This is a genomic window from Bacillus salipaludis (assembly GCF_004358205.1).
Genome location: NZ_SMYO01000028.1, coordinates 12436 through 38682, shown reverse-complemented (window position 1 = coordinate 38682; position 26247 = coordinate 12436). Strand labels below are relative to the sequence as shown.

At 41.0% G+C, this 26247-nt stretch carries 24 protein-coding genes and 2 rRNA genes; 17 read left to right on the top strand and 9 right to left on the bottom strand.

The genetic code is table 11. The features are described 5' to 3' along the window. From E2K98_RS27875 to E2K98_RS31305, 3 genes are all read left to right on the top strand, one after another. Window positions 1-195 (top strand): 23S ribosomal RNA (locus E2K98_RS27875); the annotation flags it as partial. A gap of 203 nt (window positions 196-398) precedes the next feature. After that, window positions 399-515, top strand: a 5S ribosomal RNA gene (gene rrf, locus E2K98_RS27870). A 330-nt stretch (window positions 516-845) separates the two neighbouring features. Continuing rightward, the gene (locus E2K98_RS31305) at window positions 846-989 is read left to right on the top strand and encodes a hypothetical protein (RefSeq protein WP_165976411.1); all 144 of its coding nucleotides are present in this window, start codon (window positions 846-848) and stop codon (window positions 987-989) included. A gap of 169 nt (window positions 990-1158) precedes the next feature. Here E2K98_RS31305 and E2K98_RS27865 read toward each other — a convergent pair whose 3' ends face one another. Both E2K98_RS27865 and E2K98_RS27860 read right to left on the bottom strand, forming a co-directional pair. Next, window positions 1159-2121, bottom strand: a complete 963-nt coding sequence (locus tag E2K98_RS27865; protein ID WP_133339959.1) for a DUF3231 family protein — start codon at window positions 2119-2121, stop codon at window positions 1159-1161. A 217-nt stretch (window positions 2122-2338) separates the two neighbouring features. Continuing rightward, window positions 2339-3238: a VanW family protein gene (locus E2K98_RS27860; RefSeq protein ID WP_133339957.1), complete on the bottom strand. Its 900-nt coding sequence runs from the start codon at window positions 3236-3238 to the stop codon at window positions 2339-2341. 487 nt (window positions 3239-3725) lie between these two features. Here E2K98_RS27860 and E2K98_RS27855 point away from each other — a divergent pair, with 487 nt between their 5' ends. The 8 genes from E2K98_RS27855 to E2K98_RS27820 all read left to right on the top strand — a co-directional run bounded on the left by E2K98_RS27855 (window position 3726) and on the right by E2K98_RS27820 (window position 11424). Beyond that, a complete protein-coding gene (locus E2K98_RS27855; protein WP_133339955.1) occupies window positions 3726-5165 on the top strand; it encodes a GntP family permease in 1440 nt (479 codons plus the stop codon). Window positions 5166-5205: 40 nt separating this feature from the next. Beyond that, on the top strand, window positions 5206-5991 hold the full coding sequence (locus E2K98_RS27850; RefSeq protein ID WP_133339953.1) for a 3-hydroxybutyrate dehydrogenase: 786 nt from the start codon (window positions 5206-5208) through the stop codon (window positions 5989-5991). 124 nt (window positions 5992-6115) lie between these two features. Next, on the top strand, window positions 6116-7537 hold the full coding sequence (locus E2K98_RS27845; protein WP_133339951.1) for a sigma-54 interaction domain-containing protein: 1422 nt from the start codon (window positions 6116-6118) through the stop codon (window positions 7535-7537). 42 nt (window positions 7538-7579) lie between these two features. Further along, window positions 7580-8536, top strand: a complete 957-nt coding sequence (locus tag E2K98_RS27840; protein ID WP_133339949.1) for a 3-hydroxyacyl-CoA dehydrogenase family protein — start codon at window positions 7580-7582, stop codon at window positions 8534-8536. Window positions 8537-8732: 196 nt separating this feature from the next. After that, window positions 8733-9434: a CoA transferase subunit A gene (locus tag E2K98_RS27835; protein ID WP_133339947.1), complete on the top strand. Its 702-nt coding sequence runs from the start codon at window positions 8733-8735 to the stop codon at window positions 9432-9434. A 27-nt stretch (window positions 9435-9461) separates the two neighbouring features. Next, window positions 9462-10115 carry a CoA transferase subunit B gene (locus tag E2K98_RS27830; protein ID WP_133339945.1) on the top strand — a complete coding sequence of 218 codons (654 nt, stop codon included), beginning with the start codon at window positions 9462-9464 and terminating at the stop codon, window positions 10113-10115. Window positions 10116-10320: 205 nt separating this feature from the next. Continuing rightward, the gene (locus E2K98_RS27825; RefSeq protein WP_133339943.1) at window positions 10321-10575 is read left to right on the top strand and encodes a hypothetical protein; all 255 of its coding nucleotides are present in this window, start codon (window positions 10321-10323) and stop codon (window positions 10573-10575) included. Window positions 10576-10944: 369 nt separating this feature from the next. Then, the gene (locus E2K98_RS27820) at window positions 10945-11424 is read left to right on the top strand and encodes a hypothetical protein (RefSeq protein WP_133339941.1); all 480 of its coding nucleotides are present in this window, start codon (window positions 10945-10947) and stop codon (window positions 11422-11424) included. Between the two features lie 351 nt (window positions 11425-11775). Here E2K98_RS27820 and E2K98_RS27815 read toward each other — a convergent pair whose 3' ends face one another. Next, window positions 11776-12465: a response regulator gene (locus tag E2K98_RS27815; protein ID WP_133339939.1), complete on the bottom strand. Its 690-nt coding sequence runs from the start codon at window positions 12463-12465 to the stop codon at window positions 11776-11778. Between the two features lie 2 nt (window positions 12466-12467). Continuing rightward, window positions 12468-14054: an ATP-binding protein gene (locus E2K98_RS27810; RefSeq protein ID WP_235824954.1), complete on the bottom strand. Its 1587-nt coding sequence runs from the start codon at window positions 14052-14054 to the stop codon at window positions 12468-12470. A gap of 247 nt (window positions 14055-14301) precedes the next feature. Here E2K98_RS27810 and E2K98_RS27805 point away from each other — a divergent pair, with 247 nt between their 5' ends. From E2K98_RS27805 to E2K98_RS27790, 4 genes are all read left to right on the top strand, one after another. After that, on the top strand, window positions 14302-15162 hold the full coding sequence (locus tag E2K98_RS27805; RefSeq protein ID WP_208025439.1) for an ABC transporter ATP-binding protein: 861 nt from the start codon (window positions 14302-14304) through the stop codon (window positions 15160-15162). Beyond that, a complete protein-coding gene (locus tag E2K98_RS27800) occupies window positions 15125-15982 on the top strand; it encodes an ABC transporter permease (protein WP_133339935.1) in 858 nt (285 codons plus the stop codon). Before E2K98_RS27805 ends, E2K98_RS27800 begins: the two co-directional genes overlap by 38 nt. 55 nt (window positions 15983-16037) lie before the next feature. Then, window positions 16038-17093 carry an ABC transporter substrate-binding protein gene (locus E2K98_RS27795; RefSeq protein ID WP_133339934.1) on the top strand — a complete coding sequence of 352 codons (1056 nt, stop codon included), beginning with the start codon at window positions 16038-16040 and terminating at the stop codon, window positions 17091-17093. 437 nt (window positions 17094-17530) lie between these two features. After that, the gene (locus E2K98_RS27790) at window positions 17531-18259 is read left to right on the top strand and encodes a YwaF family protein (protein ID WP_133339932.1); all 729 of its coding nucleotides are present in this window, start codon (window positions 17531-17533) and stop codon (window positions 18257-18259) included. A gap of 179 nt (window positions 18260-18438) precedes the next feature. Here E2K98_RS27790 and sstT read toward each other — a convergent pair whose 3' ends face one another. From sstT to E2K98_RS27765, 5 genes are all read right to left on the bottom strand, one after another. Then, entirely contained in the window at window positions 18439-19677 is a 1239-nt protein-coding gene (gene sstT, locus E2K98_RS27785) for a serine/threonine transporter SstT (protein WP_133339930.1), read from the bottom strand. A gap of 292 nt (window positions 19678-19969) precedes the next feature. Next, window positions 19970-20197: a hypothetical protein gene (locus E2K98_RS27780; protein ID WP_133339928.1), complete on the bottom strand. Its 228-nt coding sequence runs from the start codon at window positions 20195-20197 to the stop codon at window positions 19970-19972. A gap of 19 nt (window positions 20198-20216) precedes the next feature. Then, a complete protein-coding gene (locus E2K98_RS27775; RefSeq protein ID WP_133339926.1) occupies window positions 20217-21383 on the bottom strand; it encodes a Ger(x)C family spore germination protein in 1167 nt (388 codons plus the stop codon). 4 nt (window positions 21384-21387) lie between these two features. Then, entirely contained in the window at window positions 21388-22488 is a 1101-nt protein-coding gene (locus E2K98_RS27770; RefSeq protein ID WP_208025438.1) for a GerAB/ArcD/ProY family transporter, read from the bottom strand. 13 nt (window positions 22489-22501) lie between these two features. Beyond that, a complete protein-coding gene (locus E2K98_RS27765; RefSeq protein WP_133339924.1) occupies window positions 22502-24061 on the bottom strand; it encodes a spore germination protein in 1560 nt (519 codons plus the stop codon). A gap of 200 nt (window positions 24062-24261) precedes the next feature. On the opposite strand from E2K98_RS27765, the gene E2K98_RS27760 reads away from it, so the two are divergent. Further along, window positions 24262-25341, top strand: coding sequence for a hypothetical protein (locus E2K98_RS27760; RefSeq protein ID WP_165976409.1), 1080 nt, complete (start codon window positions 24262-24264; stop codon window positions 25339-25341). A 424-nt stretch (window positions 25342-25765) separates the two neighbouring features. After that, window positions 25766-26236: a hypothetical protein gene (locus tag E2K98_RS27755; protein WP_133339920.1), complete on the top strand. Its 471-nt coding sequence runs from the start codon at window positions 25766-25768 to the stop codon at window positions 26234-26236. Window positions 26237-26247 lie beyond the last annotated feature (11 nt).

Genomic DNA, 26247 nt, shown 5'->3' with positions numbered 1-26247 from the left:
AAGGCATCGCTGGGTAGCTATGTGCGGACGGGATAAGTGCTGAAAGCATCTAAGCATGAAGCCCCCCTCAAGATGAGATTTCCCATAGCGTCAAGCTAGTAAGATCCCTGAAAGATGATCAGGTTGATAGGTCAGAGGTGGAAGCGTGGCGACATGTGGAGCTGACTGATACTAATCGATCGAGGACTTAACCAAAACGAAAAGCGGAGGCGACTGTTCAACTTCGACAGACGTTGGAGAGCCGGCACTGCAAATCCTGCCTTTTGGATTTGTAGGGACGGATCGAAACGGCCGAGAAGTTAGGAGCCGAAGCTAGACAAGTCTTAAGGTGAACTCGTTTTTACTAAAACTTCTTCTGTATTATCTAGTTTTGAGGGAATGAACCTCAAATAAAATAGTCTGGCAATAATGGCGAGAAGGTCACACCCGTTCCCATACCGAACACGGAAGTTAAGCTTCTCAGCGCCGATGGTAGTTGGGGGCTGTCCCCCTGTGAGAGTAGGACGTTGCCAGGCAGAATGAGACCAATCTGTTCAAGATTGGTCTTTTTTGATGTTTAAATAAAGATGGATAAAGCAAAGATTGTACGTTATGCGTCAAAATTAAAGTCAGGTATTTTTAAAGGCAAAAGGCTTGGAGGGAATCTGGCTGGACTGCATATTAATTTCGTATTTTCTTTCATATTTAGATTAAGACCGTCTGAGTTTATCCGGACAGTTTTTTTATGTGTTTAACGCGAGAGAGAATGGTTTCTCTGTAGTGATATGATTTTTTATCAGATTGTCCAATCCCTTTTGATATATTGGCATAGTATGTACTAACACTAAAACTAAGAAGGGACTATTATGAAGTTATTAACTAGCTTTTTTAAAATAGGGATTGGCTCGAATCTGGTTGTATTTCTAGCGATGATGCTTCTTCCTGTTTTCATTGTTACCGATCAATTGGATGTTTTTGAGAGAATCATTTCGAATATTTCGGAAAGATAAAGCTGCCTATAGAATTGGGCAACTTTTTTTTATCATGGTTTTCATATAAGCATGGATTGTATTTGGCAATTTAAAATGCTGTTTATAGGAGTATTCCTAATGATATAAAAAAGTCCTTACTTCTTTAAGGTCTTTAAATGTGAGCTATATTTACTTATTTCTTATTAATTCATCTCCCATTTTTTATCATGATATTTGCTCCATCTTCGGAATACAGCTGAACTTCTAAGGATAGCCTGTTATACATTGCAGTTATATCGCCTCTAGGACTTTGACTGACAGCTGTACCATAATACCCGATGCTCAAACCAATTAAACCAGATGTGAAGAACATCATAAGTTTATCGGAAAATGTGCAAGCTGTACTATTTGTTTTTTCTGAATCCCACCCCATTGGTGCAGGTAGTTTACTTTCCTCTAACTTACTTCTAAATAATTTAATATGTTTATTCCCAATTTCTAATCCTTTTAAAAAGAATTGTTTTACATCCTTATGTTGTGTGACCTGACTAAATCCAGTAAGTGCAGCAACTCCCAATGCATTTCTTTGGAGATTGGTAAATAAATTATCTACTTCAGCTGCTGTTAATGGTCTTTTCTCGCCAAAAACATCTAACATAAACCATTGCTTTTTCACAAATTCAACCTTCTCTAAATTAGGCAGGCTGGGAGATCGAATAAACAATCCTTTTGACAATAATAAATCCGTTGATTTTTTAAATAATTGCATTGTTTCAGTAAGGCAGTCCATGTAATAGCTTTTAATGTCATCCCTTACAGATGCTGAAACACTACCAGCGTATGATGTAAGACCAACCTTAGACATTTGGTTTATAAAGTTAAGTACAAAACTGTCAGAATAAAATCTAGGGGCAGCTAAGTCTACATCTTCTTTTATACTAAAACCATATGGAACGACATGTTTTTCCTCAGTTAAAATGGCTTTAATTTTTTCAATATGTGTCCTAGTTAGCTCTAGTGCATATTGAATTATTGGCTTAATTTCTTCATCCTCAGCTTTTTCTAAAAAATACGAAAGAACACATTTGCTAGAGCTGTCATTTAAGTATTGAATCCAAAGTTGAGCAATCTCACCTGCTGTTAGCCTGATCTGGTTTCCCTTTTCCTCCATAAGTAACCTCCAAAAAATATTTTCCCCAAAATTTACTATGGTATGTACTAGCTATAGTTATAATGAATTCCTAACCGTCTAAATTATGAACTCAGCAACCGTTAGCGTTGTCTTAAGATTTTCCTTTTCTATTTCACGCACCTTTCGGCCAATCATAAATTCAATTCGACAAAAATCGTGTGGTGACACACCACCCGATTTTTGTCGAATGAGAAGCTTATTTTGGCATGCCATCTTGTCCATTTGGAAGGTACGGGACCTTTTTAGGCCGATAGGTAATCACATCGGAGGAGTAGATCTCAATGATCAGTTTGTTCTCAGATGTTTTTGCTTGTATGAGAATCGGTTGATTATATTTATTTTTAAAAACTAGGTCCGGTCCATCCCAGCTAACTGTGGCATCTCGTCCAGGCGGAACGTAGGAAACTTCTCTACTGTGTGAATTACGTTGAATCACGTTTAATCCCGCATTATCTACTGCATTAAAGAGGGTAGTGGATACTTGACAAATTCCACCGCCAATATCTTCGGAAAATTCCCCCTTAATAATCACAGGTGCAGCCATATATCCTTTTCCTGCAGTTCTTTTTCCAACTACTTTATTAAAGGAGAATACTTCACCTGGGAACAAAACATAGTTATTAATCGCTTTAGTAGCAAGAGAAATATTTCTGTTCCGCTCTTGATTAAAGTTATTAAAGGTTGTTACATATCTCCCGATCTTTTCACTTCGAATCGTACCAAGCAATTCGCTGTCCACTCTTGGATAAACTTTCTGTAGAGGAACCTCTAATTTGGATGAACCCTTATTAAAATAATAAGCATAAACTTGTTCGGTAAAAATAGTACGATCTAACTTGTAACCTACTTGTTCAGGTATAATCGTTCCTTGATAATTAATAATGGCATTTTTAGGCTGTTTCGAAACAGTTTTGTCGATTTCATCCATTACCTTATTAAACCTTTCAAGGTCCATGGGTAGTTCGGGTATGTTCATTGAAAGGTCAGAACGATTAACAACGGACAATGGCTGCCCATTGTTAGTGAGGAACAAATTTCCTGGCATAAACACTTGTTGAGATAATATAGCTAGCCCAAGCAACCAATTTACATTCATTTTATGAGACCTCCCTTATTTTATTATGAGTTGAAATCGTTCTTTCTATGTAAAAAAGGAAAATGTCCATTCCTCTCTAAAGATTCCGAAAATCAGGAATATTTGAAATCTATTTCCGAAAATCAGGAATTTTCCGTTTTTCCGGAATGAACAAATAAGGCTGTTTCTGTAAGTATCTAGCTTTTAACATTGGCACGATACTTGCAAATTATTGGAATAGCGGACAAAATTTATGAACATCTTAGGGGGTGCATGAAGTAGAACAATTGTTTCACTAAGAAGAAGTTTCGTCCATTTATAGAGGCGGCAGAAGGATTTATGGGGATCACAAAAAGAACTTGGTGTCCGCATTTCTAAGGAAGTTGTATGAACCAAAATGATACCGTTTTCATAGAAACTGGGGTGGGATCTATGATAGACAAGAAAAATAATTATAGGTTCATGAAGAATTTGAAAAGAGAAGGAACAAACTAAAAGGGGGATTTATATGGATTTGTTCGTCATTTTATTAGCGCTCGGGCTGTTAATGTTTGTTGCTTACCGCGGTTATTCTGTTATTTTATTTGCTCCGATTTGCGCACTCTTAGCGGTTGTTCTCGTTGCTCCGAGTCATGTTTTACCGTTCTTTTCCGGTGTGTTTATGGAAAAAATGGTCGGCTTTATTAAGTCGTATTTCGCTGTCTTTTTATTAGGTGCTATTTTTGGAAAGGTAGTCGAAATGTCGGGGATTGCCGAATCCATCGCCAGGACGATTGTCCGCCTGCTTGGAGCCAAACGGGCAATCGTAACAATTGTCCTATTGGGGGCCATTTTAACTTATAGCGGTGTCAGCTTGTTTGTAGCTGTGTTTGCCATCTATCCATTTGCTGCGCAAATGTTCAGACAGGCAAATATTCCAAAAAGGCTTATTCCAGGTACGATCGCACTCGGTGCCTTTACGTTCACGATGGATGCTTTACCAGGAACACCTCAAATTCAAAACGTTATTCCAATCGCATTCTTTAAAACTAATATTTATGCTGCACCAACATTAGGGACGATTGGCGCCATTTTTGTTTTTATTGTCGGTTTGTTGTATTTGGAGATGAGAAGAAAACAAGCGGAAAAAGCGGGCGAAGGCTATTACGGGTTTGAAGCTGAAACCGCAGCTGCATTAGAAAAGGCGAAAGAGGATCCAAACGAAGCTGCTGTTCCCGATTTAACGGCAAAGCAGCCGCTTGGAAAACAAATCTTTGCATTTGTGCCGCTAATCCTTGTCGGGGTTATGAATAAGGTGTTTATTACCTATATTCCGAAATGGTATCCAAACGGATTTGATTTTTCAGCTATCGGCTTGAAAACGTATACAGTGGATGTGACTACGACTGCAGCGATATGGGCGATTATTATGGCACTGATCGTGGGAATTCTCACTTCGCTTCTTTATGATTGGAAAAAGGTAACGAAGAATTTGAAAGAGGGACTAAACACATCCATTGCCGGTTCTCTCTTAGCCACGATGAATACAGGTGCGGAGTACGGGTTCGGTGGAATTATCGCGGCACTTCCAGGCTTTGCTAAGATTAGTGGAGGAATTTCAGGTACATTCCATAATCCGCTTGTCAATGGCGCGGTGACCACGAGTACGCTTGCCGGAATAACGGGGTCGGCATCCGGCGGTATGGGGATTGCCCTTGGTGCGATGGCTGATAAGTATAACCAGGCGATTGCAGCTGCTAATATTCCTCCGGAAGTTATGCACCGTGTTGTAGCAATGGCATCCGGCGGTATGGACACCCTTCCGCACAACGGAGCAGTTATTACCTTGCTTGCTGTTACAGGGTTAACACACAAGCAATCTTATAAAGATATCTTTGCCGTAACGATTATTAAAACCATCGCTGTGTTCTTTATCATTGCCCTTTACACCCTCTTTGGCATTGTTTAAGGGGAAGACTATTATACTCGTAAACTAAGGAGAAGCTATCATGACAAAAGCATTAGAAGGAAAAACAGCATTTATTACCGGCTCCGCAAGCGGGATTGGGCTCGAAATTGCCAAGACATTTGCCCATGAAGGTGCAAATGTAGTGATTTCAGACTTGAATGCTGAAAAAAGTGAACAAGTGGTATTGGAATTAAAGGAGCAGGGATTTGAAGCATTAGCTGCTCCATGTGATGTGACCGACGAGGAAGCTTTTAAGAATGGGATTGAATTGGCACAGAAGACGTTTGGAAAAATTGATATTTTAGTCAATAATGCCGGGATGCAGTATGTTGCCCCCATTGAAGAATTCCCTACGGAAAAATTTAAATTACTGATCGACATCATGCTGACGGCTCCTTTTATCGGAATCAAAAACGTATTCCCGCTCATGAAGGAGCAAAAGTTTGGCAGAATCATCAATATGGCTTCCATTAATGGAGTTATCGGGTTTGCTGGCAAAGCCGCCTACAATAGTGCCAAGCATGGGGTGATTGGTTTGACAAAGGTGGCAGCATTGGAGGGGGCCGAGCATGGAATTACGGTCAATGCTTTATGCCCGGGCTATGTGGATACGCCGCTTGTCAGAAATCAATTAGCTGATTTAGCGAAAACAAGAAATGTAAGCTTGGACAGTGTGATCGGAGAAGTCCTCTTGCCGCTTGTCCCGCAAAAAAGGCTATTATCTGTATCGGAAATTGCCGACTATGCCGTTTTTTTGGCGAGTGATAAAGGAAGAGGCGTAACGGGTCAAGCCGTGATTTTGGATGGCGGGTATACAGCACAATAATTCGTCCGGAGCTGGAAGATGTTTTAGTAAAATTTTGTTAGAAATGGATAGCCTTCTTTCCTATCTTCGAGGGTCTGCCTTTTTGTTATAATAAGGTAAAAAAGGTGACGGGGTGAGAAAGAAAGTGAATCCAGGATTTGAACGAGTTCCTTCTAGTTGGCATGAGCAAATTATTAATCTACTAGCTGAACGAGTCGTCATCGTCGATCGTGAGGGCACTATTCTTTATATCAATGAAGCCTATTGTGAGTTTATCGGAACAACGGTTGAAAAAGCTCTGGGACGTCCAGCAACGGAAGTGATTGAAAATTCACGAATGCACATCGTTGCGAAAACAGGGGAAAAGGAACTAGCTTCCCTTCAACCCATTAACGGTAGTGAAATGATCGCCAATCGTTTTCCGCTTTTTGAAAATGGGGAAGTAGTTGGGGGCCTTGGAACGGTGATGTTTCGCAACCCTGAGGAGTGGCGGATGTATCAAAGCAAAATTCAGCATCTTGTGGAAGAACTGAAGTATTATCAGACCAAAATTCAAAAAGACATGAGAAGTAAATACAGCTTCCAAGATTTAATTGGGACCAGTTCCGCATTCCTTGCGGCAAAAGAACTTGCCAAAAGAATTTCCAACAGTAATTCATCTGTCCTACTGATTGGCGAGTCTGGAACGGGAAAGGAATTATTTGCTCATGCGATGCATGATAACAGCGTTCGTTGTTTCTCCCCGTTTGTGGCGATCAACTGTGCCTCTATTCCCGAGCATTTACTCGAATCAGAGCTTTACGGGTATGAGGAGGGCGCGTTTACCGGAGCAAAAAAAGGCGGCAAGAAGGGGCAGTTTGAACATGCGAACGGGGGAACCCTTTTTCTTGATGAAATAGGAGACATGCCTCTTTCGATGCAAAGCAAACTGCTAAGGGTTCTACAGGAGAAAGAAGTGCGGCGTGTGGGCGGACATAAATCCATTCCAGTGGATGTCCGAATCATTGCTGCCACCCATCGAGATTTAGAAAAGATGGTTGAGGATGGAAACTTTCGTCAGGACCTATACTATCGCTTAAATGTCATAAAGATTCAAATTCCTCCGCTCAGGAAGCGAAGTGAGGATATTCCTTTGATTTCGAGGAGCCTGCTGAAAAAGTTGGAAAAGAGGTTCTACCGAAAAGGAATCGAACTATCGAATGAAGTGCAGGAAAAACTCATGGAGCACACATGGCCAGGCAATATTCGTGAGCTAGAGAATGTGCTGGAGCGCTGCATTAATGTGATCGACGGCAAAACGATTCAACCGAATCACTTGCCATTGTATTTACGCGACCAAGAGTCTAAGCGAGATCGTCAAGACCATTTTAAACCAGTGATTAACGTGAAGACTGACGTTGCGTCTTTACCTGTTCAACCCTTAAAAGAAACCATAGCCTTGGTTGAAAAACAAGCTATTCATCAGGCACTGGCGGTCACGGACGGAAATAAATTAGAAGCTGCCAAGCTGCTTGGAATTAGTAAAACCAGTTTTTATGAAAAATGCAAATTATATGATGTCAAATAGCAATGCCACTTAGATGGAAAGGCCTCGGGAGGGAAGTCAAAAATGATTCAACAAATTTCCATTATTGGTTCGGGTGTAATGGGGAGCAGTATTGCCCAATCTTTTGCTGCTAGCGGTTATTCTGTTATGATCCATGATTTAAATGAAGAGTTGTTACAAAAAGCAAAGAAGCGGATTCTTGAAAATGTTTCACTGATGGTGGAAGAAGCAGGGCTGAATGAGGGGCAAAAGCATACTGTTTTAGCGAATATTCACTATACAGCAGATTTAGAAGAAGCGGTCAGGGAAGCGGATTTTATCCTTGAAGCGATTCCAGAAGTGATTGAGTGGAAGTGGGAGCTTTACGAAAAATTGGAAAGAATCATGAAAGCAGATGCAATTGTGGCCTCCAATACGTCGACGTTTCCCATCTCGCGTTTAATGGAAAAGGCAACTTTTGCCGATCGGATGATGATTACGCATTTCTTTAATCCAGGCCATTTAGTCCCTCTTGTTGAACTGGTGAAGCATCCTCAAACAAAAGAGGCGGTTGTCGATGCGACCATGGATCTGATTCGCCAGATCGGTAAATCTCCGATTCTCTTAAAGAAAGAGATTTCCGGCTTTATTGCCAACCGTTTGCAGACTGCCTTAATGCGGGAAGCCTTTTATTTGTTAAAAGAAGGCGTAGCCAGTGCACGGGATATCGATACAGCGATCACTGCCGGACCAGGATTTCGCTGGGCGTTTACAGGGCCGATTGAAATTGCTGATTTCGGCGGACTTGATACCTGGCAGCGTGTGTTTGAAAATGTAGCTCCTGATTTGGATCAAAGTGTAGAAGCCCCTGAAGTTATTCAAGAGTTGGTTGAACAAGGAAAGCTTGGAACAAAATCAGGGGAAGGCATATTTCCATATGACGATCGGCTCGTTTCCCAAAAGCTAAATGAACGCGACCGTAACTTTATTAAACTAGGAAAAATGAAAGCCCGGGGCATTCCACAACAGGCAAAAGTTTAAAGGATTCGTAAATATTGTTGTCTTTATCCGGAAATTTACGCTAAAAGGGGTTGGAAAGTATAAAATTTCACTCCATAAGTGGGCTGCCAGCTTTTATCCGCGAATTCAGCCGCTTTATCCGCGAATTGAAGGATTTTATCAGCGATTCAATTTTAATAGCCTATAAGAAAATAAGATTGAAAGGTGATGATTTTTAATGGAAAAGTATAAGACGATTGATTCAATTGAAGAAGCTATTCAGGATATCCAAGATGGAGCAACGATCATTGTTGGCGGCTTCGGTCTATCTGGTATCCCGGAAAAGGCCATTCTCGCTTTACGTGATAAAGGAACAAAAGATTTAACGATTGTGAGCAATAACTGCGGTGTAGACGATTGGGGACTTGGCCTCCTATTAGAAAATCGTCAAATTAAAAAAATGATCTCCTCTTATGTTGGAGAAAACAAACTTTTTGAGCGCCAATTTTTGAGTGGTCAGCTTGAAGTAGAATTAGTGCCACAAGGGACACTCGCTGAGAGAATTCGTGCTGGCGGTGCTGGAATTCCCGGATTTTATACGGCAACGGGTGTAGGGACACCGATTGCAGAAGGAAAAGAACATAAAGTGTTTAACGGACGAACCTATATTTTGGAAGAAGGAATTGTCGGAGATTTTGCCTTTGTAAAAGCGTGGAAGGCAGACCCGCTTGGAAATCTTATCTATCGAAAAACAGCCCGCAATTTTAACCCGCTTGCCGCTATGGCCGGAAAGGTCACCATTGCGGAAGTGGAGGAAGTCACTCCGATCGGCGGGTTGGATGCAGATCAAATTCATACCCCTAGTGTTTTTGTTCAAAGGGTCTTCCTTGGAACGAACTATGAGAAGCGCATTGAAAGGCTTACGGTTAGCAAGGCATAGAGAAACGATTTGGGAGGAGAATACGCGATGAGTGAAATGAGACAAAGAATTGTAAAACGGGCGGCACAAGAGATCCAAGATGGGATGAATGTGAATCTGGGAATTGGAATGCCAACGCTTTTGGCAAATGAAATACCGACGGATTATAATGTATTGCTTCAATCAGAAAACGGATTATTGGGGATTGGACCGTATCCGGTTGCTGGGGAAGAAGATCCAGATTTGATTAATGCAGGAAAAGAAACGGTTACGACCGTGCCAGGTGCTTCCTATTTTGATAGTGCGGAATCGTTTGCGATGATTCGGGGCGGGCATATTGACCTTGCCATTCTTGGCGGGATGGAGGTTTCTGAAACCGGGGATTTAGCCAATTGGATGATTCCAGGTAAAATGGTCAAAGGAATGGGCGGTGCAATGGATCTTGTACATGGTGCCAAACGAGTAGTGGTAATCATGGAACATGTAAATAAACATGGTGAATCAAAGGTAAAAAAGACATGCTCTCTTCCATTAACAGGTCAACAGGTGGTTCACCGCTTAATTACGGATCTGGCCGTCTTTGATTTTACATCGGAAGGTATGGTCCTAGTCGAAACACAAGAGGGAGTTTCGGTAGAAGAAGTAAAGGAAAAAACAGAGGCGGCTTTTTCTGTTCGTCCGGAATTGCTTTTAACAAAATAAAATCATCATCCTAAGAAAAGTGTTTACGCACTTTTCTTTTTTTTATTTCAGAAAAACATTTGAATACCGAATGTCGAAGTTTGACGAAAAATATATTTTCTTGTATCCGCTTTCAGTTGTTAAGATAGTTTAGGTTAAAAATTTATAATATTTAGTTTTCCGTAATTAATTTGAAAAGTCTTTTATTCTAACGGGAGGTTCCATCATGCATCAAACTAGCACAGAAAAAAAGGAGAAGGAAGTAAGCACCAAAACGGTTCGATTGAGTATTGAGGTTCCCGAATGTATTCGTGATGAATTTCGCGATGCAGTTGAGAAAAATGGAAAGTGTATGAAGGATGTTCTTAGGCTGTATATGCAGAAATACATATGGAAACAAAGCGAATTACAAAGAAATCGGGAAAAACGTCGTCAAAGTATTGTTAAAAATAAAAAAGGTTTGGCCCTTATCAAGGATTGATAAGGGTTTTTTTGTTAAGTTTAATTTTGTGATGAGTTTTAGCGGCTGATTTGCAGATATCAACAAATTTTTGAGAGATATCAACACAAAATTAGATCATATCAACACACTTTGCCCGGATATCGACACAGATTCAGATTATATCAACAAATTTTCGCAGGATATCAACACTTTTTGGGGATATATCAACAATTTGGCAGGTTATCAACAAGAAATATTCGAGGAAACAGGACAATGTTCGTTTTCCAAAATGGTTTGTGGTGATTTTAATCAAACGTATGAAATGAATCGAATTGTGTCTCTTTTAATACTTATATGTCAAAGATTATCGTGTGATGTATAATATTCTTTAAGAAGGAGGTGAGTGGAATGAATGCGGGAAAAATGGAAGAAATGTTATCTAACCTAGTGACGATAGTAGGCGGTATGAATGAAACGTTGCAAGGCGTCCAAGGAGAAGTACAAGGGCTAAAAGGAGAAGTGCAGGGCTTAAAAGGAGAAGTACAAGGCGTCCAAGGAGAAGTACAAGGGCTAAAAGGAGAAGTGCAGGGCTTAAAAGCAGAAGTAAAGGGTGTCCAAGAAGAAGTACAAGGCCTAAAAGGAGAAGTACAAAGCATCAAAGAGGAAATCCAGGTTGTGAAAACGGAACAGCTATCTATGAGTAAAAAACTGCAAATTATTGTAGAAGACCAAGCTGCTGTCCGTGAAAATCAAACGATCATGGATGGAAAGTTGACTAAAGTGATAAATAAATTGACTGATATACAAGCGGACCAAGACCTTATTTGGAAGAAGTCGGTCCAGAATGAAAGAGATTTAGGAAAACTCAAAATGCATCTTCAACTTTAACCTCAGTTTTTATCTCCACATTGTTATTTTCATATGAGAACTGAACGTCAATCCCATGACGTATTGGGGTTGGCGTTTTTTATTGGGTTTAGAGCAGACTTAGTGGCTCCACTTTTTAGGATATCAACATTTTTTTGCAGGATATCAACACAAAATTAGATCATATCAACATTTTTTGCCCGGATATTGACACAGATTCCGATTATATCAACAAATTTTCGCAAAATATCAACACTTTTTTGGGATATATCAACACTTTAGCAGGATATCTACAAAAGTGAGCAAAAGAAAATGACGTGGAAAGTTCACCACGTCACGATTTTATCACCAATTTTTTTGAAAAATCCAATCCTACTCCACTAGCCGGTATAATCTCAATGGCCGGCCCACGGTTCCGTATTGCTGTTCTTCAATCAATTCATGTTCTTCTACCAAATGAGAAAGATACGTTCTTGTCGTGGATAGACTAACACCGGCTAATTTGGCAATTTGGTCGGCGCTTAAGGGACTGGCTGAGTTGGAGAAGCATTTTTTTATTTTTTCCAATGTCCTTAAATCAATACCTTTTTGATAGAGTGGGAGTGCGGTTGATTCCGAGATTCGCAGCTTTTTTAAATCATCTACGGTTCCTTGGTCCAAAAGGGTGGAACTTGAGAGGCGTGACTTAAATTTTAAATACTTATTTAAGGAGGTTTTCAGCTGGTTCAAGTCAAAGGGCTTGATTAAATAATCGATAATGCCAAAGCGAAAACCGTCCTCCACCACTTCTAGCTCTTTTGCAGCCGTTATCAAGATCACGTCACAGCGTTTATTTTGTAAACGAATGGCGCGAAGTAATTCAATTCCGGAACAATCGGGAAGATAGACATCCAGCAGCACTAAATTCGGTTCCACCGATTCAAGCATCATAATCGCTTCTTCGTAGTTATGGGCAGTCCCCGCCAACTGATAACCTTTCTGGGCAGAGATAAATTTACCATGCATCCTGGCAATCATGAAATCATCATCCACCACCAGTACCCGCAATTCTTGGTCAGCCATTCTTATCCCTCCTTAGGTAAGCTAACTTGTAATACTGCTCCTTCTGATGAAGAATTCATCACGACACTTCCATTTAATCGTGAAACCAAGCGGGAAACTAATGCTAAGCCAAATCCACGGCCTTCTCCTTTTGTTGTACCGCCATCAGCAAAAATTTGATCGCCGAGTTCCGGGTCAATCCCTGGCCCATTGTCGCTTACTTGTAAAATCAGCTGGTCTCGTTCTTCTTTGATGTAGACCGATATCACCGCTGCGTCTTTTTCTGTTGCCTTCGTGGCTATAGCTTCCACTGCATTTTCAATCGCATTTCCCAAAATAGTTAAGACCGTTTCCCGATGAGGACAAATCTCCGATACCTCGGAATATTCACTGATCGTAAGCCCGATTCCTAATTCTTTTGCCCGGTGCATTTTTCCAATTAGAACACCGACAATTGCGGGGTCACGCACCCTCGCTAGAAAAAAGTTAAGGACACTTTGCTGTTCATGATGAACATCCTCAATAAGGTCCTTTACCAAATCAAATTCCTTCATATGAATCAGCCCTGAAATCAGGTGGAGCTTGTTCATAAATTCATGGCGCTGACTTCTTAGGGTATCGACATATTGTCCGATATCGGCCAAGCGCTGATCCAACTGATCGAGCTGCAGTTTATCACGAAAGCTAGCGACAGCCCCGATTACTTCCCCATTCAGTTTCACAGGAATTCTGTTAACCACCACTAATGAATTCCCCATAATCATTGGCTGGTCATAGTGGGAAGTTCCTTCCTCTATGATTTCATGCAGCCTAGAGTTAGGTAGGATGGATTTTATCGATTTCCCAATGAAATCACCTGTATTTTTCTCTAGCATGCTTTTCGCTTCCTGATTGAAGGTCATGATTTTACCGTTCGTGTCAATGGCGACTATTCCTTCCCGAATCGATTCGAGAATCGCCGCTTGCTGTTGGGTGAGAAACGCAATTTCGTAAGGCTCTAAATTGAGAATTTCTTTTTTAATATGGCCTGAGAGGAGCCAAGCCCCTATTAAACCAACAACCAATGCGATGAAACCGATTCCAATTATTTCGAGAATGAGAGAGGTCAGTTTTTTCCAGATATTCTGCATTAAAAAACCTACAGAAACTACGCCAATTTGTTGATGCTTTTCATTAAAAATAGGGTATTTCCCGCGGATGGAAAGTCCGAGAGTCCCCTTTGCCATCGTAATACTCCCATGACCCGAGAGAACCTGTTTGTCATCATCGCCCACCATATGCTTGCCAATTTGGGATGTGTCGGGATGGCTGTAGCGAATTAAATTCATATTGGAAACTACAATAAATTGTGCCCCCGATTCTTTTCGGATTTCTTCCGCGATGGGCTGGATGGTGGAAGCGGGATTCGGATTTTTAAAGGCTTGAACCACTTCCGGCAGGCCCGCTACTGTTTTGGCTTCAGACAAAGCATTACTCCCTATCTCACCATACTCCCGGTGAACCATAATCAAGGATAGAGTCACGATAAAAAGAACAAGGACAAAAAGAAGATTTAATAAGATGAGAAGATTCATTTTCGTTCGTAACTTCACTTGTCTTTTTTTACCCATCAAGCTCATACACATCCTAGTTAGCTTCAATGAAGATAATTTTCAGAAAAATAAAACTATATTTATTTTAAAGTAAAAACGGAATGCCAGTCTATATCAAACTAGTATTTTTTCGCGTTGTTAAAATCATTTAAATTGTTTTTATTGTGTTTATTCAGGATATTGTGTAAATGTTTTCGTAATGTTACGAATTTTCTATAATCATTTTTGTAAACGTTACCAAGAAATCAAGAAATGGGGGAATCAAGTGGGTGCATTGGAGAAAAAGGTGTATCGGGCTATGACCGATTCAACTCCAACCATGATGGAGTTAAACGGCGTGACAAAGGAGTTTGTTAAGCCAACTGGAGAAGTCCATACCGTATTGCGCAATATTGATTTGAAAATACCAAAAGGGGAGTTTGTTTCCATTGTGGGACCAACGGGTTGTGGGAAATCGACCACCTTAAGCTTGATCGCCGGGTTCGAACCGCCATCTGCCGGAGAGGTTCTGATTTCTGGTGAAAAATTAGAGGGAATTAACCCAAGGGCCGCCTGTGTTTTTCAAACAGAAAATGCCTTTCCGTGGAAAACGGTCATTGACAATGTTTCGCTCGGACTGCGAATGCGGGGCAGATCCAAAGCGGATGCCTATGAGGAGGCAAGGAAATGGATTGCCCGTGTCGGACTTAAAGGCTTTGAGGGCCATTATCCTTCCCAGCTTTCCGGGGGGATGCGTAAGCGGGTTGCTTTAGCACAATGCCTCATTGTTCAACCCGAGATTCTTCTAATGGACGAATCCTTTTCGGCTCTTGATGTCCATACAAGACATTTAATGGAAGATGAGTTGCTAAGGATTTGGGAAGAAACCTCTGCTTCCGTCTTTTTTATCACGCATGATTTAGAGGAAGCGATTGCCTTAAGTGATCGAGTGATTGTTCTGACAGCAGGACCTGGGGCAACGATTAAAGGTGATTATCGGATTGATTTGCCGAGACCGCGTAATGTAGCTGAAATCAGTTTTGATCCAGCTTTTATGAGAATCCATAAGCAGATTTGGGAAGATTTGAAGGACGAGGTGATGATCAGTTATGAGAACGCAAACAAACTCCATTCCAAATCCAGTTAATGAGGAAGTGGTTTCTCGAAAAGCGGAAATGCGGAGAAAGGCATTAAAACTTCGGGCGAGAAATCTATGCCTGCAACTTGCGCTGTTTATCCTTCTTATGGGTGCTTGGCAATATCTATCCAGTCGGAACATCATTGACCCATTCTTTTTCTCGAGTCCGTTTGATATTGCAAAGCATATCTGGGGATGGGCGGTGAATGGAACAACGGCGGGTCCGCTTTATAAGCAATTCATCATTACCTTCGAAGAAACGATTCTTTCTTTTATATTGGGGGGGATTGCCGGAATTATTTTTGGCTATGCACTGGGAATGAACGAACTGCTATCCGTGATTTTAGGACCTTATATTAAAATGATCAATGCGATTCCACGGGTGGTCCTTGTCCCGATCTTTATCTTATGGTTTGGTCTTGGTATGTCGTCAAAAGTTGCTTCGGGATTAGTGCTTACGTTCTTCATCGTTTTCTTTAATGCTTTTCAAGGGGTTAGAGAAGTTGATCGTAATTTAGTCAACAATGCTCGATTATTAGGTGCTAGCAAACGTCAATTAGCTAGACACGTCATTATACCGTCTGCACTAACATGGATTCTTTCAAGTTTACACTCAAGCTTTGGTTTTGCCTTAATTGGGGCTGTAGTAGGGGAGTTCATTGGCGCTACGGAGGGTCTAGGATACTTAATTGCCCAAGCACAGGGGGCATTTGATACCACTGGGGTATTTGCTGGAATGGTCATTCTATCCATCACCGCCTTGATTGCGGATTGGGGAGTGTCAAAACTGGAAAAACGGTTTATCGCATGGCGGCATATCCGGCAATAAATCGCAGCTAAACATGTAGGGAGTTTTATTTTTAAAAAATAAGGGGGAATTACGTATGGGTAAGACGATGAAAAAATTAAGTATCGGAGTTTCAGGTATGGCCGTTGCAGCCATGCTTCTCACTGGCTGTTCTTCCAATTCTTCAACCGCCGCATCAACCACACCTAAAAACACCAGCAGTACAAAGGGTACACCAAAAGTCTCGATCATGGTGGGCGGCTTAGAGAAAATTATTTACCTGCCATATATGCTTGCTGAAAAACTGGGGTATTACAAGGACGCAGGAGTGACAGTTACACTTGTCGAGGAAAGTGCTGGTCAGGATGCGGAATTAGCCCTACTAGCAGGTCAGGTGGATGGTGCAGGCGGTTTTTATGATCATACTCTCGATTTACAGACAAAAGGGAAAAAGGTGGAAGCCGTTGTCACGATGGCCGACGTTCCAGGTGAACAGCTGATGGTCGCCAATCGCTTAAAGGATAAGGTGAAAACATTAGCGGATTTGAAAGGACTTACCATTGGTGTCACGGGGCTTGGGTCATCAACCAACATGCTTGCAAGCTATAATGTCGTCAAAGGCGGCAATAAAGAGAGCGATTATAAGCCGCTGCCTGTAGGAGCCGGTCAAACGTTAATCGCAGCGATGCAAAATAAACGAATTGATGCTGCTGTTACAAGTGAACCAACTGCTTCCCTTCTAAAAAATAAACATTTGGCCTACACCTTTGTAGACATGAACTCAAAAGAGGGCACAGAAAAAGCATTGGGGGGAAGATATGCTGCAACCAGTTTATATATGACGAACGATTATGTGAAGGCGCATCCGGATGTTGTTCAAAAACTAGCCAATGCCTATGTCCGAACATTGAAATGGATGAGTACTCATACACCAGAGGAAATAGCCGACAAATTGCCTGAAGAGTATTATGCCGGGGATAAAGCCCTGTATATCCAAGCATTAAAAGGCCAGCTTCCAATGTTTACAACGGACGGAAAAATGCCGAGCGGGGTACCGGAAAATGTTAAAAAAATTCTTTCTTCCTTTAAACCGGTACAAAATGTCGACCTCAGCCAAACTTATACGAATGATTTTGTGAATAAAGTGCAATAAGTCATGTCCGACCGGGAAGCCGATATATGGTTTCCCGGTTTTTTTAATGTATTTGCGGCCTGTTTTGTAGATATCAACATTTTTCAACCGGATATCAACACCAATTTGATTATATCAACAAATTTTGGCCGGATATCAACACAAATTCCGACTTTATCAACAAATTCCCGTAGGATATCAACAAATTTTGGGGATATATCAACAATTCGGCTGAAAATTCACATAAATTATTAACTTATCCACAATAAACGTTCCAAATAAATTCGGAAAATTACTGGTCGTATTGATTGGCCGCAAGTTCTAGTCTCTCTTATTTAAGCTTACTTGGAATTTCAAATAATGTTCCATTACAGGTAGTGTGTTGGCCTTTACCTTGTATGACACATCATTTAAAGCACAAACTAAAAGGATGAAATTTAATTAATGAGGATCTTAAGATGCAAAAATACTTTCAATTTCCTTCAAAACTTGATCCATTTCGCCTTTTTTCCGTACAACACCTTGTAACGATCGGGATTATTATTGTACTCTGTATTCTTCTGTTTGTAATGCGGAAGGAGCTAAAGGAAAATTGGAAACAAGGGATTGTGCGTTTTTCTCTCGCCGCTCTCATAGTAGTTTCTGAAGTTTCGTATCATCTTTGGTTGATCAAAGAGCATGCATGGTCAATCAGGAGAGATTTGCCGCTGCATCTTAGTGATCTTGTTGTCATCCTTGCCGTTGTCATGTTGCTTTTGAGAAGCGATAAACTTTTTCAATTCATGTATTTTGCGGCGCTTGGCAGTTCCATTCAGGCCATCTTGACGCCTAGCCTTGATAGATTTTCGTTTCCTCATTTCCGCTATTTTGAGTTTTTTGTTTCCCATGGAGGGGTGGTTTTGACTTGTTTGTTTATGGTTGCGGTCTTCCATTATCGGCCTACCATTTCTTCCATGTGGATAACCATTTTGATCGTGAATCTATATGCACTATGTGTTTTTTTTCTTAATAAGTTACTTGGCGCGAACTACCTGTATATCATGAAAAAACCTGAATCTGCTTCTCTTTTAGATTACCTGGGTCCATGGCCGTGGTATCTTCTTTCATTGGAGCTGGTGATGATTCTGAGTTTTTACATTCTCTATAGTCCCTTTTGGATTAAAAGAAGATATCAACATAAATCTTGATTATATCAACACACTTTGGCCGGATATCGACACAGATTCCGATGATATCAACATATTTTCTCCGGATATCAACAAATTTTGGGGATAGATCAACAATTGGGGAGCACATCTACATAAATTAGGAACTTATCCACAAATACAAAAACCACACTGAAATTTTCAGTGTGGTTTGTTCCATTTTACGCTGCTTTATTAATATCAATCTTTTTGCCTTCTTTACGCCACTTGTTAAATTCTGCTGTTGCTGTAAATAGAACGTCTGTGGAAGAGTTGAGTGCTGTTTCACAAGAATCTTGTAAAACCCCAACGATGAAACCTACCCCAACTACCTGCATCGCAACATCATTTGAAATTCCAAATAAGCTACACGCTAGCGGGATCAATAATAGGGAACCGCCGGCAACTCCTGAAGCACCGCAAGCACACACAGCTGATAAAACGCTAAGGATGATTGCTGTTGGAATATCCACATGAATACCGAGTGTATGAACCGCTGCAAGCGTTAAAACAGAAATCGTTACGGCGGCACCTGCCATGTTGACGGTAGCGCCTAATGGGATTGATACAGAATACGTATCCTTATCCAAACCTAGATTTTCGCATAATTTCATATTAACCGGGATGTTTGCTGCTGAGCTGCGTGTGAAGAATGCTGTAATGCCGCTTTCCTTTAAGCACTTTAATACAAGTGGATACGGGTTTTGGCGGATTCCCACGTAAACGATCAGTGGATTCACGACAAGAGCGACAAAGAACATGCAGCCGATTAACACGACTAGTAATTTTCCATAGCTTAATAAAGAGCCAAGTCCGTTTGCGGTAATCGAATCAAATACAAGTCCCATGATGCCAAGTGGGGCAAATTTGATGACCCATGTAACCACTTTCGAAATTGCGTCGGAAAAATTGGCAATCACGGTTTTGGTTGAATCGGAAGCATTTTTTAACGCAAAGCCTAGAACGACTGCCCAAGCTAAAATACCGATATAGTTGGCATTGAAAATGGCTTTAACCGGGTTATCGACCACGTTCATCAGTAAGGTTTTAAGGACTTCTGATACTCCGCCTGGAGGTGTAAGGTCCTGGGCGCCGGTTCCGAGTTTTAGACCAACCGGGAAGATGAAGCTAACAATAACAGCAATCAGTCCTGCTAAAAAGGTTCCTAACAGGTAAAGTACGATAATGGATTTCATGTTGGTTTTGTGACCGCTTTTGTGTTGTGCAATAGCAGACATAACTAAGAAGAGTACGAGTACAGGTGCAACGGCTTTTAAGGCACCGACAAATAAGGAACCAAAGATTGCAACTGGTTTTGCTGTATCAGGAATCGCTACCGCTAGGATTATCCCAATAATTAATCCGATAATAATTTGTTTTACTAGACTTAATTGATTCCACTTTTTCAGTAGATTTTTCATCGATTCGACCTCCGCTAGTGTAAGATGAAATGCAATAATTCAGAGCCGTTCTTTCCTTTGACCTTGGGTTACCCTTGCAGTTAGAAGGCGATTATTATCGTAAGTTCATTCTATAAAACTATTCAATTAATAATATTATAATGAAAATTTAGATATATTACAATAGCATTTCAGGTGGGAATCGATGGGGAGGTAGTGTGATAGCAGGAAATTCTTTTTTTAGATGACCTTACTGAAAAAAGCATTCTGGTCTCCACCTGAATGCTTTGCTTACTTCCTCGAAAAAACAGTACTATTTTGCCAACCACTTCCCCAGCGGTTCATACATCCAGCTCACAAACTGCGTGGGGCCTGGAAGATCGGGGAAAAAGATTAGCAAAATCGCCAAAATCCATCCAAGAATAGACAGGGACAGAAAAGCAAACTTATCCCTTTTTTGATGCTGGTGTAGTTTTGGCCATTGGTAGAGAATCATGGTTAAAATGATCAGTAGACTTCCTAACAAAACTCCCCATTTCATTTGTAGCCCCACCTTTCGTTTAAGAACTCATGCCCTGTCTACGGATTTTACTTTTTATTTGGAACGACACCTCTACATTCGGAAAAATTTTATCCCAATGATTTTTTTCCTTGTTCCATCTGTCGGGATATTTACGGTGGAAGGCTTCCGCAAAGCCAAACACATCTGCTTTCATGTCCTTTTGAACATGTTTCAAGGCGAGCCTCATTCTGTTTTCAATGGCTTTATTTACTTGCTTTTCAATCATTTTCCCTACTTCAGGATTGGATACATCCAATTTTGTTGTATTTTGGACAATATCACTATTTGATTCGGCTTGGAGCGTGATCTTCCATTTACCGTTCTTAATTTTAGGCATTAGCTTTGAACTGGCCTGCGTTAAGTTCACCGAAATATATCCTTCCGTATGAGGCGGATTAATCGTAACAATGGCTAAGCGAATTTCATCTCTCAGCCACAGCACGCCCCTTGTGACAGAAGAGTCAATCACGCCAACCATTTTATCCTTCTTGAAAATCGCAGTACCCGTGATATAGGCGATTGTTTGTTCTTGCTTTTTCCCTTTCTCCGGGGGCAGGATTTTAATCCAGGGCAGGGCACAATCTCCCGAATCGCTAATCAACATTTGCGCTAATTTTTTTGTGGTTACATCCATTCCGACTTTATGTTGAACTAATTCATTCAACACCTCAGACAAGTCTCGTTCAAGCGGTGGCATTAGCTCCAAAATATCTTTAGCTTTTTGTTTACTGACAAAGATTTCACCGCGTTCTCGAAGCTGCGGATGCCGCATAATAAAATCAATATGGTCACGAATCCCGTCTTTTGCCAGCGCTTCATTAAAAATAAACACTTCACTATCCCCCCAGAAAATCGTCCGCGGCAGTTTTTCCTGCAGTTTTGACATCGCATCGGCAATGGTGGTTCCTTCCGCCGACCGGACCAAAACGTTGGAGCTATTACCACTGCTGTTGATATCCATTGACTGCTGGCTCCCGCCGCCTTTTGGGATAAAGACGAGGACGCTTAGTTCAATTTTATTATTCGCTTTTTTATCAATTCCCGTAGCCGTTACTAAAGCTAAATCATTTACTTCCTCTCGATCCCAACAGGCTGATAAAAACAGAACGGTAAAAATAAAGAGAATGGCCAATGCACTTTTTTTAATGATTTGCTGGGGAATCATTCTGTTAAGATCCTTTCCGTTGTTGAGCTTTCATTCGAATAATGGCAATGAGCCATAATAGAAGTGGAATCACCACTTGAATCGATAGAATATAAAACGCCCCTGAGGTTGCAAGAAAGTGGGACAGTTCCTGTAAATCACTGGCCGACCATATCCCACAAAGGATGACCAAGAAGCCAATGGGTAAAACGATGGGACGAAAATCAGAAAGCTTAAGCCATTGAGCTGTGCCAAGTGTAAGGATATAGTAGAAAACGGTAATTTTAATAAAGGTTCCTGCAATCCAAATTGCCATGACAATCGACTCTAAATGCTCCAGAAAGTCGGAAATGCTAATATAGCGGGCGGCCACCATGACCGGATAGGTTAAGTGAGAGGTCAAATTTCCAAACAGCATTAGATTCATGATATTCGTTAGTACCATTAAAAATAAAACGCTGCCGACTGAAATCATTCCCCACTTCATTCCTTTAGACCTTTCTGACAAATATGGTAAGAAAAACGAGACAAGGATGAATTCGCTAAACCAGCTTTGTGGGACGATGGAGCCCATTAAAGAAGGTTTGATTCCTTTTTCCATAATGGGAAACATATTTTTTATTTCTAAATCCTTAATCAGCATGACGAAAATTAATAGATACAAAAGAGTCACAAACGGGACAATCATTTCGGCTGCCCTTCCAATGACTTCGATTCCCCCCATAACCGCAAAGGAACAAACTAGGACCATTGTTCCAATGATAATGACCATGGGCGTTTGATGCAGGAAGGTCCCGGAGACAAATTCCCCATATTCCCGAACGATGATGCCGGTTATGTGCATATAAAAAAGAAGGAAAATGGCTCCGACTACTTTTCCGAAAAATTTCCCGAGGATCTGTTCACTATATTCAATGATGGTATCTGTTGGATAAAGCTTGTTCAATTGATGGGCGACAAAAAGGACTAAAAAACCAATAACGGAGGCCCAAATGGGTGACAGCCATAAGTCTTGATGCGCTATTTTTGCCGTGATAGCGGGTACGAGAAGGAGAACCGTCGCTGAAATAGCCGGGTTCATCATGAGAGCCATTTGGGTTGGTGAAATTTTTCCGCGTTCGATCATGTCTCATCCACTCTTATTCGTTTTCATTGTTAGGAGAAGGTTTTTGGTTGCTTGACTGTCGAAATTGATTATATTCACTGCTCCAGTTTGGGCGTTTTTTTAGCGACCACCATGGAGCTCTGATTAAAATATCCTTCATATCGGATTTTTTCATCGGTGCCATTGGCTGAAGATAGGGAATGCCAAAGGAACGGATGGTACACATATGAACAATAATGGTAAGAAGCGCAAGCATAATTCCTACGAGTCCGAGTGTCCCGGCTAGAAACATAATCGGGAAACGAAGAATTCTTAGGGCGATCGAGGCACTGTAACGTGGGATTAAAAAGGATGAAATCCCTGTAATCGCCACTACGATGACCATTGGTGCAGATACGAGACCCGCGGAAACCGCTGCTTGACCGATGACCAACGCTCCGACAATGCTGATCGCCGAACCAATATTCTTAGGTAGACGAATTCCTGCTTCTCTTAAGGCTTCAAAGGTAATTTCCATCAGGAGTGCTTCGATAAGGGCTGGAAATGGAATTTGCTCCCGAGACTTGGCAACACTGATCAAAAGTGAGGTAGGAATCATTTCTTGATGGTACGTAAGAATGGCCACATAGACAGAAGGAAGCAGCAAAGCAATTAATAAAAAGATATAACGAAGCCAGCGAATCAATGTGCCGCTGATAAATCCTTCATAATAATCCTCTGCCGATTGCAGCAAGGAATAGAAGGTAGTGGGGGCAATCAGGGCGAAAGGTGTGCCATCTGTTAAAATAACCACATTTCCTTCCAGCAGACCTGCTGCCGTAACATCGGGCCGTTCGGTATTTAATACTTGTGGGAAAGGGGAATAAGGATAATCCTTTATAAATTCCTCAAGGTATCCACTTTCTAAAATCCCATCAATATCGATCCGGGTTAAACGTTTTTGGACCTCTTCAATGATTTTTTGATCCGCAAGCCCTTCCATATACAGGATGACGACTTTTGTTTGGCTATATCTTCCTACTTGAATGGTTTTCGTTTTAAGGTTTGGGCTCTTGATTTTTCTGCGGATCAGCACAATATTGGTACTGATTGTTTCGATAAAGCCATCTCTTGGACCGCGAACGACGGTTTCAGCAGTTGGTTCCTGAATCGAACGTTGCTCCCATTTGGATAGTCCGGTAGAGAATCCCGCTGTTTGCTGATCGATTAAAACAACCGGGTTTCCTGATGAGACCTCTTTTACGACATCATTGAAGGTTCTAACCTCATTTACACCTGAAATCGTTAGCTTTTTTTTAAGAATAGATTGTACATCTGGATCCGTTTCCTGTCCCATTAAGGGGTGAAGGACATGCTGATCAATTTCTTCGGTATTTGCCATCCCGTCCACATAAATTAGAGCGGCATTCGTTTTGTTACCAATCAAAAAAGGACGAAAAATGATATCGGAGCAATCCGTGTAGATGGATTGCAGGCGTTCGATGTTTTCGGTTAAACAAATGGATAAGGACCTTTGGTGATGGATTTTTGTGTCTATGCCCTGGTGGTTGTTTTGTTCCATGTTCTTTTGTAATCGTTTTTTTCCAAAAAACATAGTCCATTTCTCCAGTTATCGGATTCAATCAGTTGAAATCCCATTTTTTATCTGTTTTAGTATGAATTAGAAGGCGAAATTTTAATCAAAAATATTTTGAATCTATTTTGATTTGGCTAATATTTCCTTAGAACAACAGGAAGAATAGAGCATTATAGAGTTTGTTGGTGGGAAAATTGGCGTTAAAAGGGGAAATGCATATGTCTTTAGAAAACCAGCAGCAACCGTTTTTCAAATCTTATAATATTGATGAAGGAGAATTCAATGAGGCTGGCCTTGTTTGGTCGGAGGTTATTCAGATCTACCAAGATTTTCTGGAGTTTATCCCTACCTTAAAGGCAGCCACTTCTCCCTTGCTATCCATTCTTCAAAGTCATCCGGATGTTCATTCAGTTCGGACACGGGTGAAGGACCCAGAGCATTTAGTGGAAAAAATCATACGGAAGACGATTAGCAAAAAGAAGTTAAATCGGGATTATAAAATTACCGTGGGGAATTACAGAACAGAGGTAACGGATTTACTAGGAATTCGCGTTCTCCATTTATATAAGGATCAAGCGATTCATATCGATGAAAAAATAAGAGATACATGGAATCTCCATGAGCGGGCGAAGATTTATTTTCGTAAAGGGGATTATAATGATGCCGAGATTCGAAAGTACAGCGAGCATTTTGACTTTGAAGAACATCCGGCCGGATACCGTTCGTGGCATTATTTGATTGAGAGCCAAATTACGAAGGAAATGACGATTGCCGAGATTCAAGTACGGACGATTTTTGAAGAGGGCTGGAGTGAAGTTGACCATCAGCTCCGCTATCCGTATGATTTGGAGAATGAGTTATTGACGAAGCAATTGATGGTATTAAACCGGTTGGCGGGTAATGCTGATGAAATGGTTAATTCGATTCGGGAAACGAAAACGAATTTGCATGATCTTTTGGAGGAGAGAAGGAAACAGGAAGGGATTATTCATGATCTCAGTAATGAGTTAAAGGAGTTAAAAAATGAGCTGGAGGAAGTTTACCATAAGAAGGAGATTCAAGAAGAGGATTTAAATTCTTTACGAAAAAAAATAAAGTCTTTGGAAGACTCACAAAAGAAATTGACCTATTATGATTTTTCTCTTGCAGGCAAGGGAGCGGATGGAGGGACTTTGCCTGTTGTCGAGGGTGGAGATTATGTGAACACGGTAAAAGAAGTGGAGAAGATTCAATTGACTTCTGATCAGTTGAAACTCCATAATCCGCTGCTTCGGGGGCTGGATACAACGAAACAATAATCTTGTTTTGGAGAGGTGTTTGAGGCACTTCTCCTTTTTTATTTGTTCCAGTTCTCGACAATTTTTTTAGGGTTTTGGCTCTGTTAAACCTGGTTGTTGATTTCCGCTCCAGGCACAAGCGGTTCGTGGGCGGTTCGGGGAGCCTCCTCGTCGCTTCTCTCCTGCGGGGTCTCCCCTGTCCCGTACTCCCACAGGAGTCTTCGTGCCTTCCGCTCCAATCAACGCTGTTTAAAAATTAACAGTGTCCTTTAACACAGCCATTGTTTTAAAGATGGAAGGTCTTGTTTAGCAAGTATTGTATCGTTTCTAATCAAACGTTTGGTTAAACATGAAAAAGGGGAAGGGTGTCGTTCCATGGAAATTATACTATCAGGACAGGTTGGTGCATATTCTAGATTGATTAGTTTTTTAAAAGGAGATTTTCATGTATAGAAGATCCGCTCAATTTAGAAGGATTGTTGTTGGAGCTTTGCTGGTTGTGGGTGTGTTTGTTGTTTTTCAGGTGATTCGCTGGAGTTTTTCTTCAGAGGATAGCCAGGTAAAAGGGGTGGTAGAGGATTTTTATCATTACGAGCAGGATAGCGATTTTGCCGGTTCGTGGGGGTTGTTTCATTCATCGATGAAAGAGAAGTTCAATAAAAGTAATTATATTCAGACGCGAGCGCATGTGTTTATGAATGACTTTGGAGTGGATACTTTCACGTATAAGGTCGGCAGCCCGGAGGAATTGGGGAAATGGCAGATGTCGCAAAAAGGGCCATCGTTCCAGCATGTCTATAAGGTCCCCGTCGTCCAAAGCTTCAAAGGGAAATTTGGCAATTTTGATATTCACCAAAATGTATTTGTTTTAAAGGAAAAGGGTGAATGGAGGATTGTTTGGGATTATGCGAAATGATTTTGAAAAAA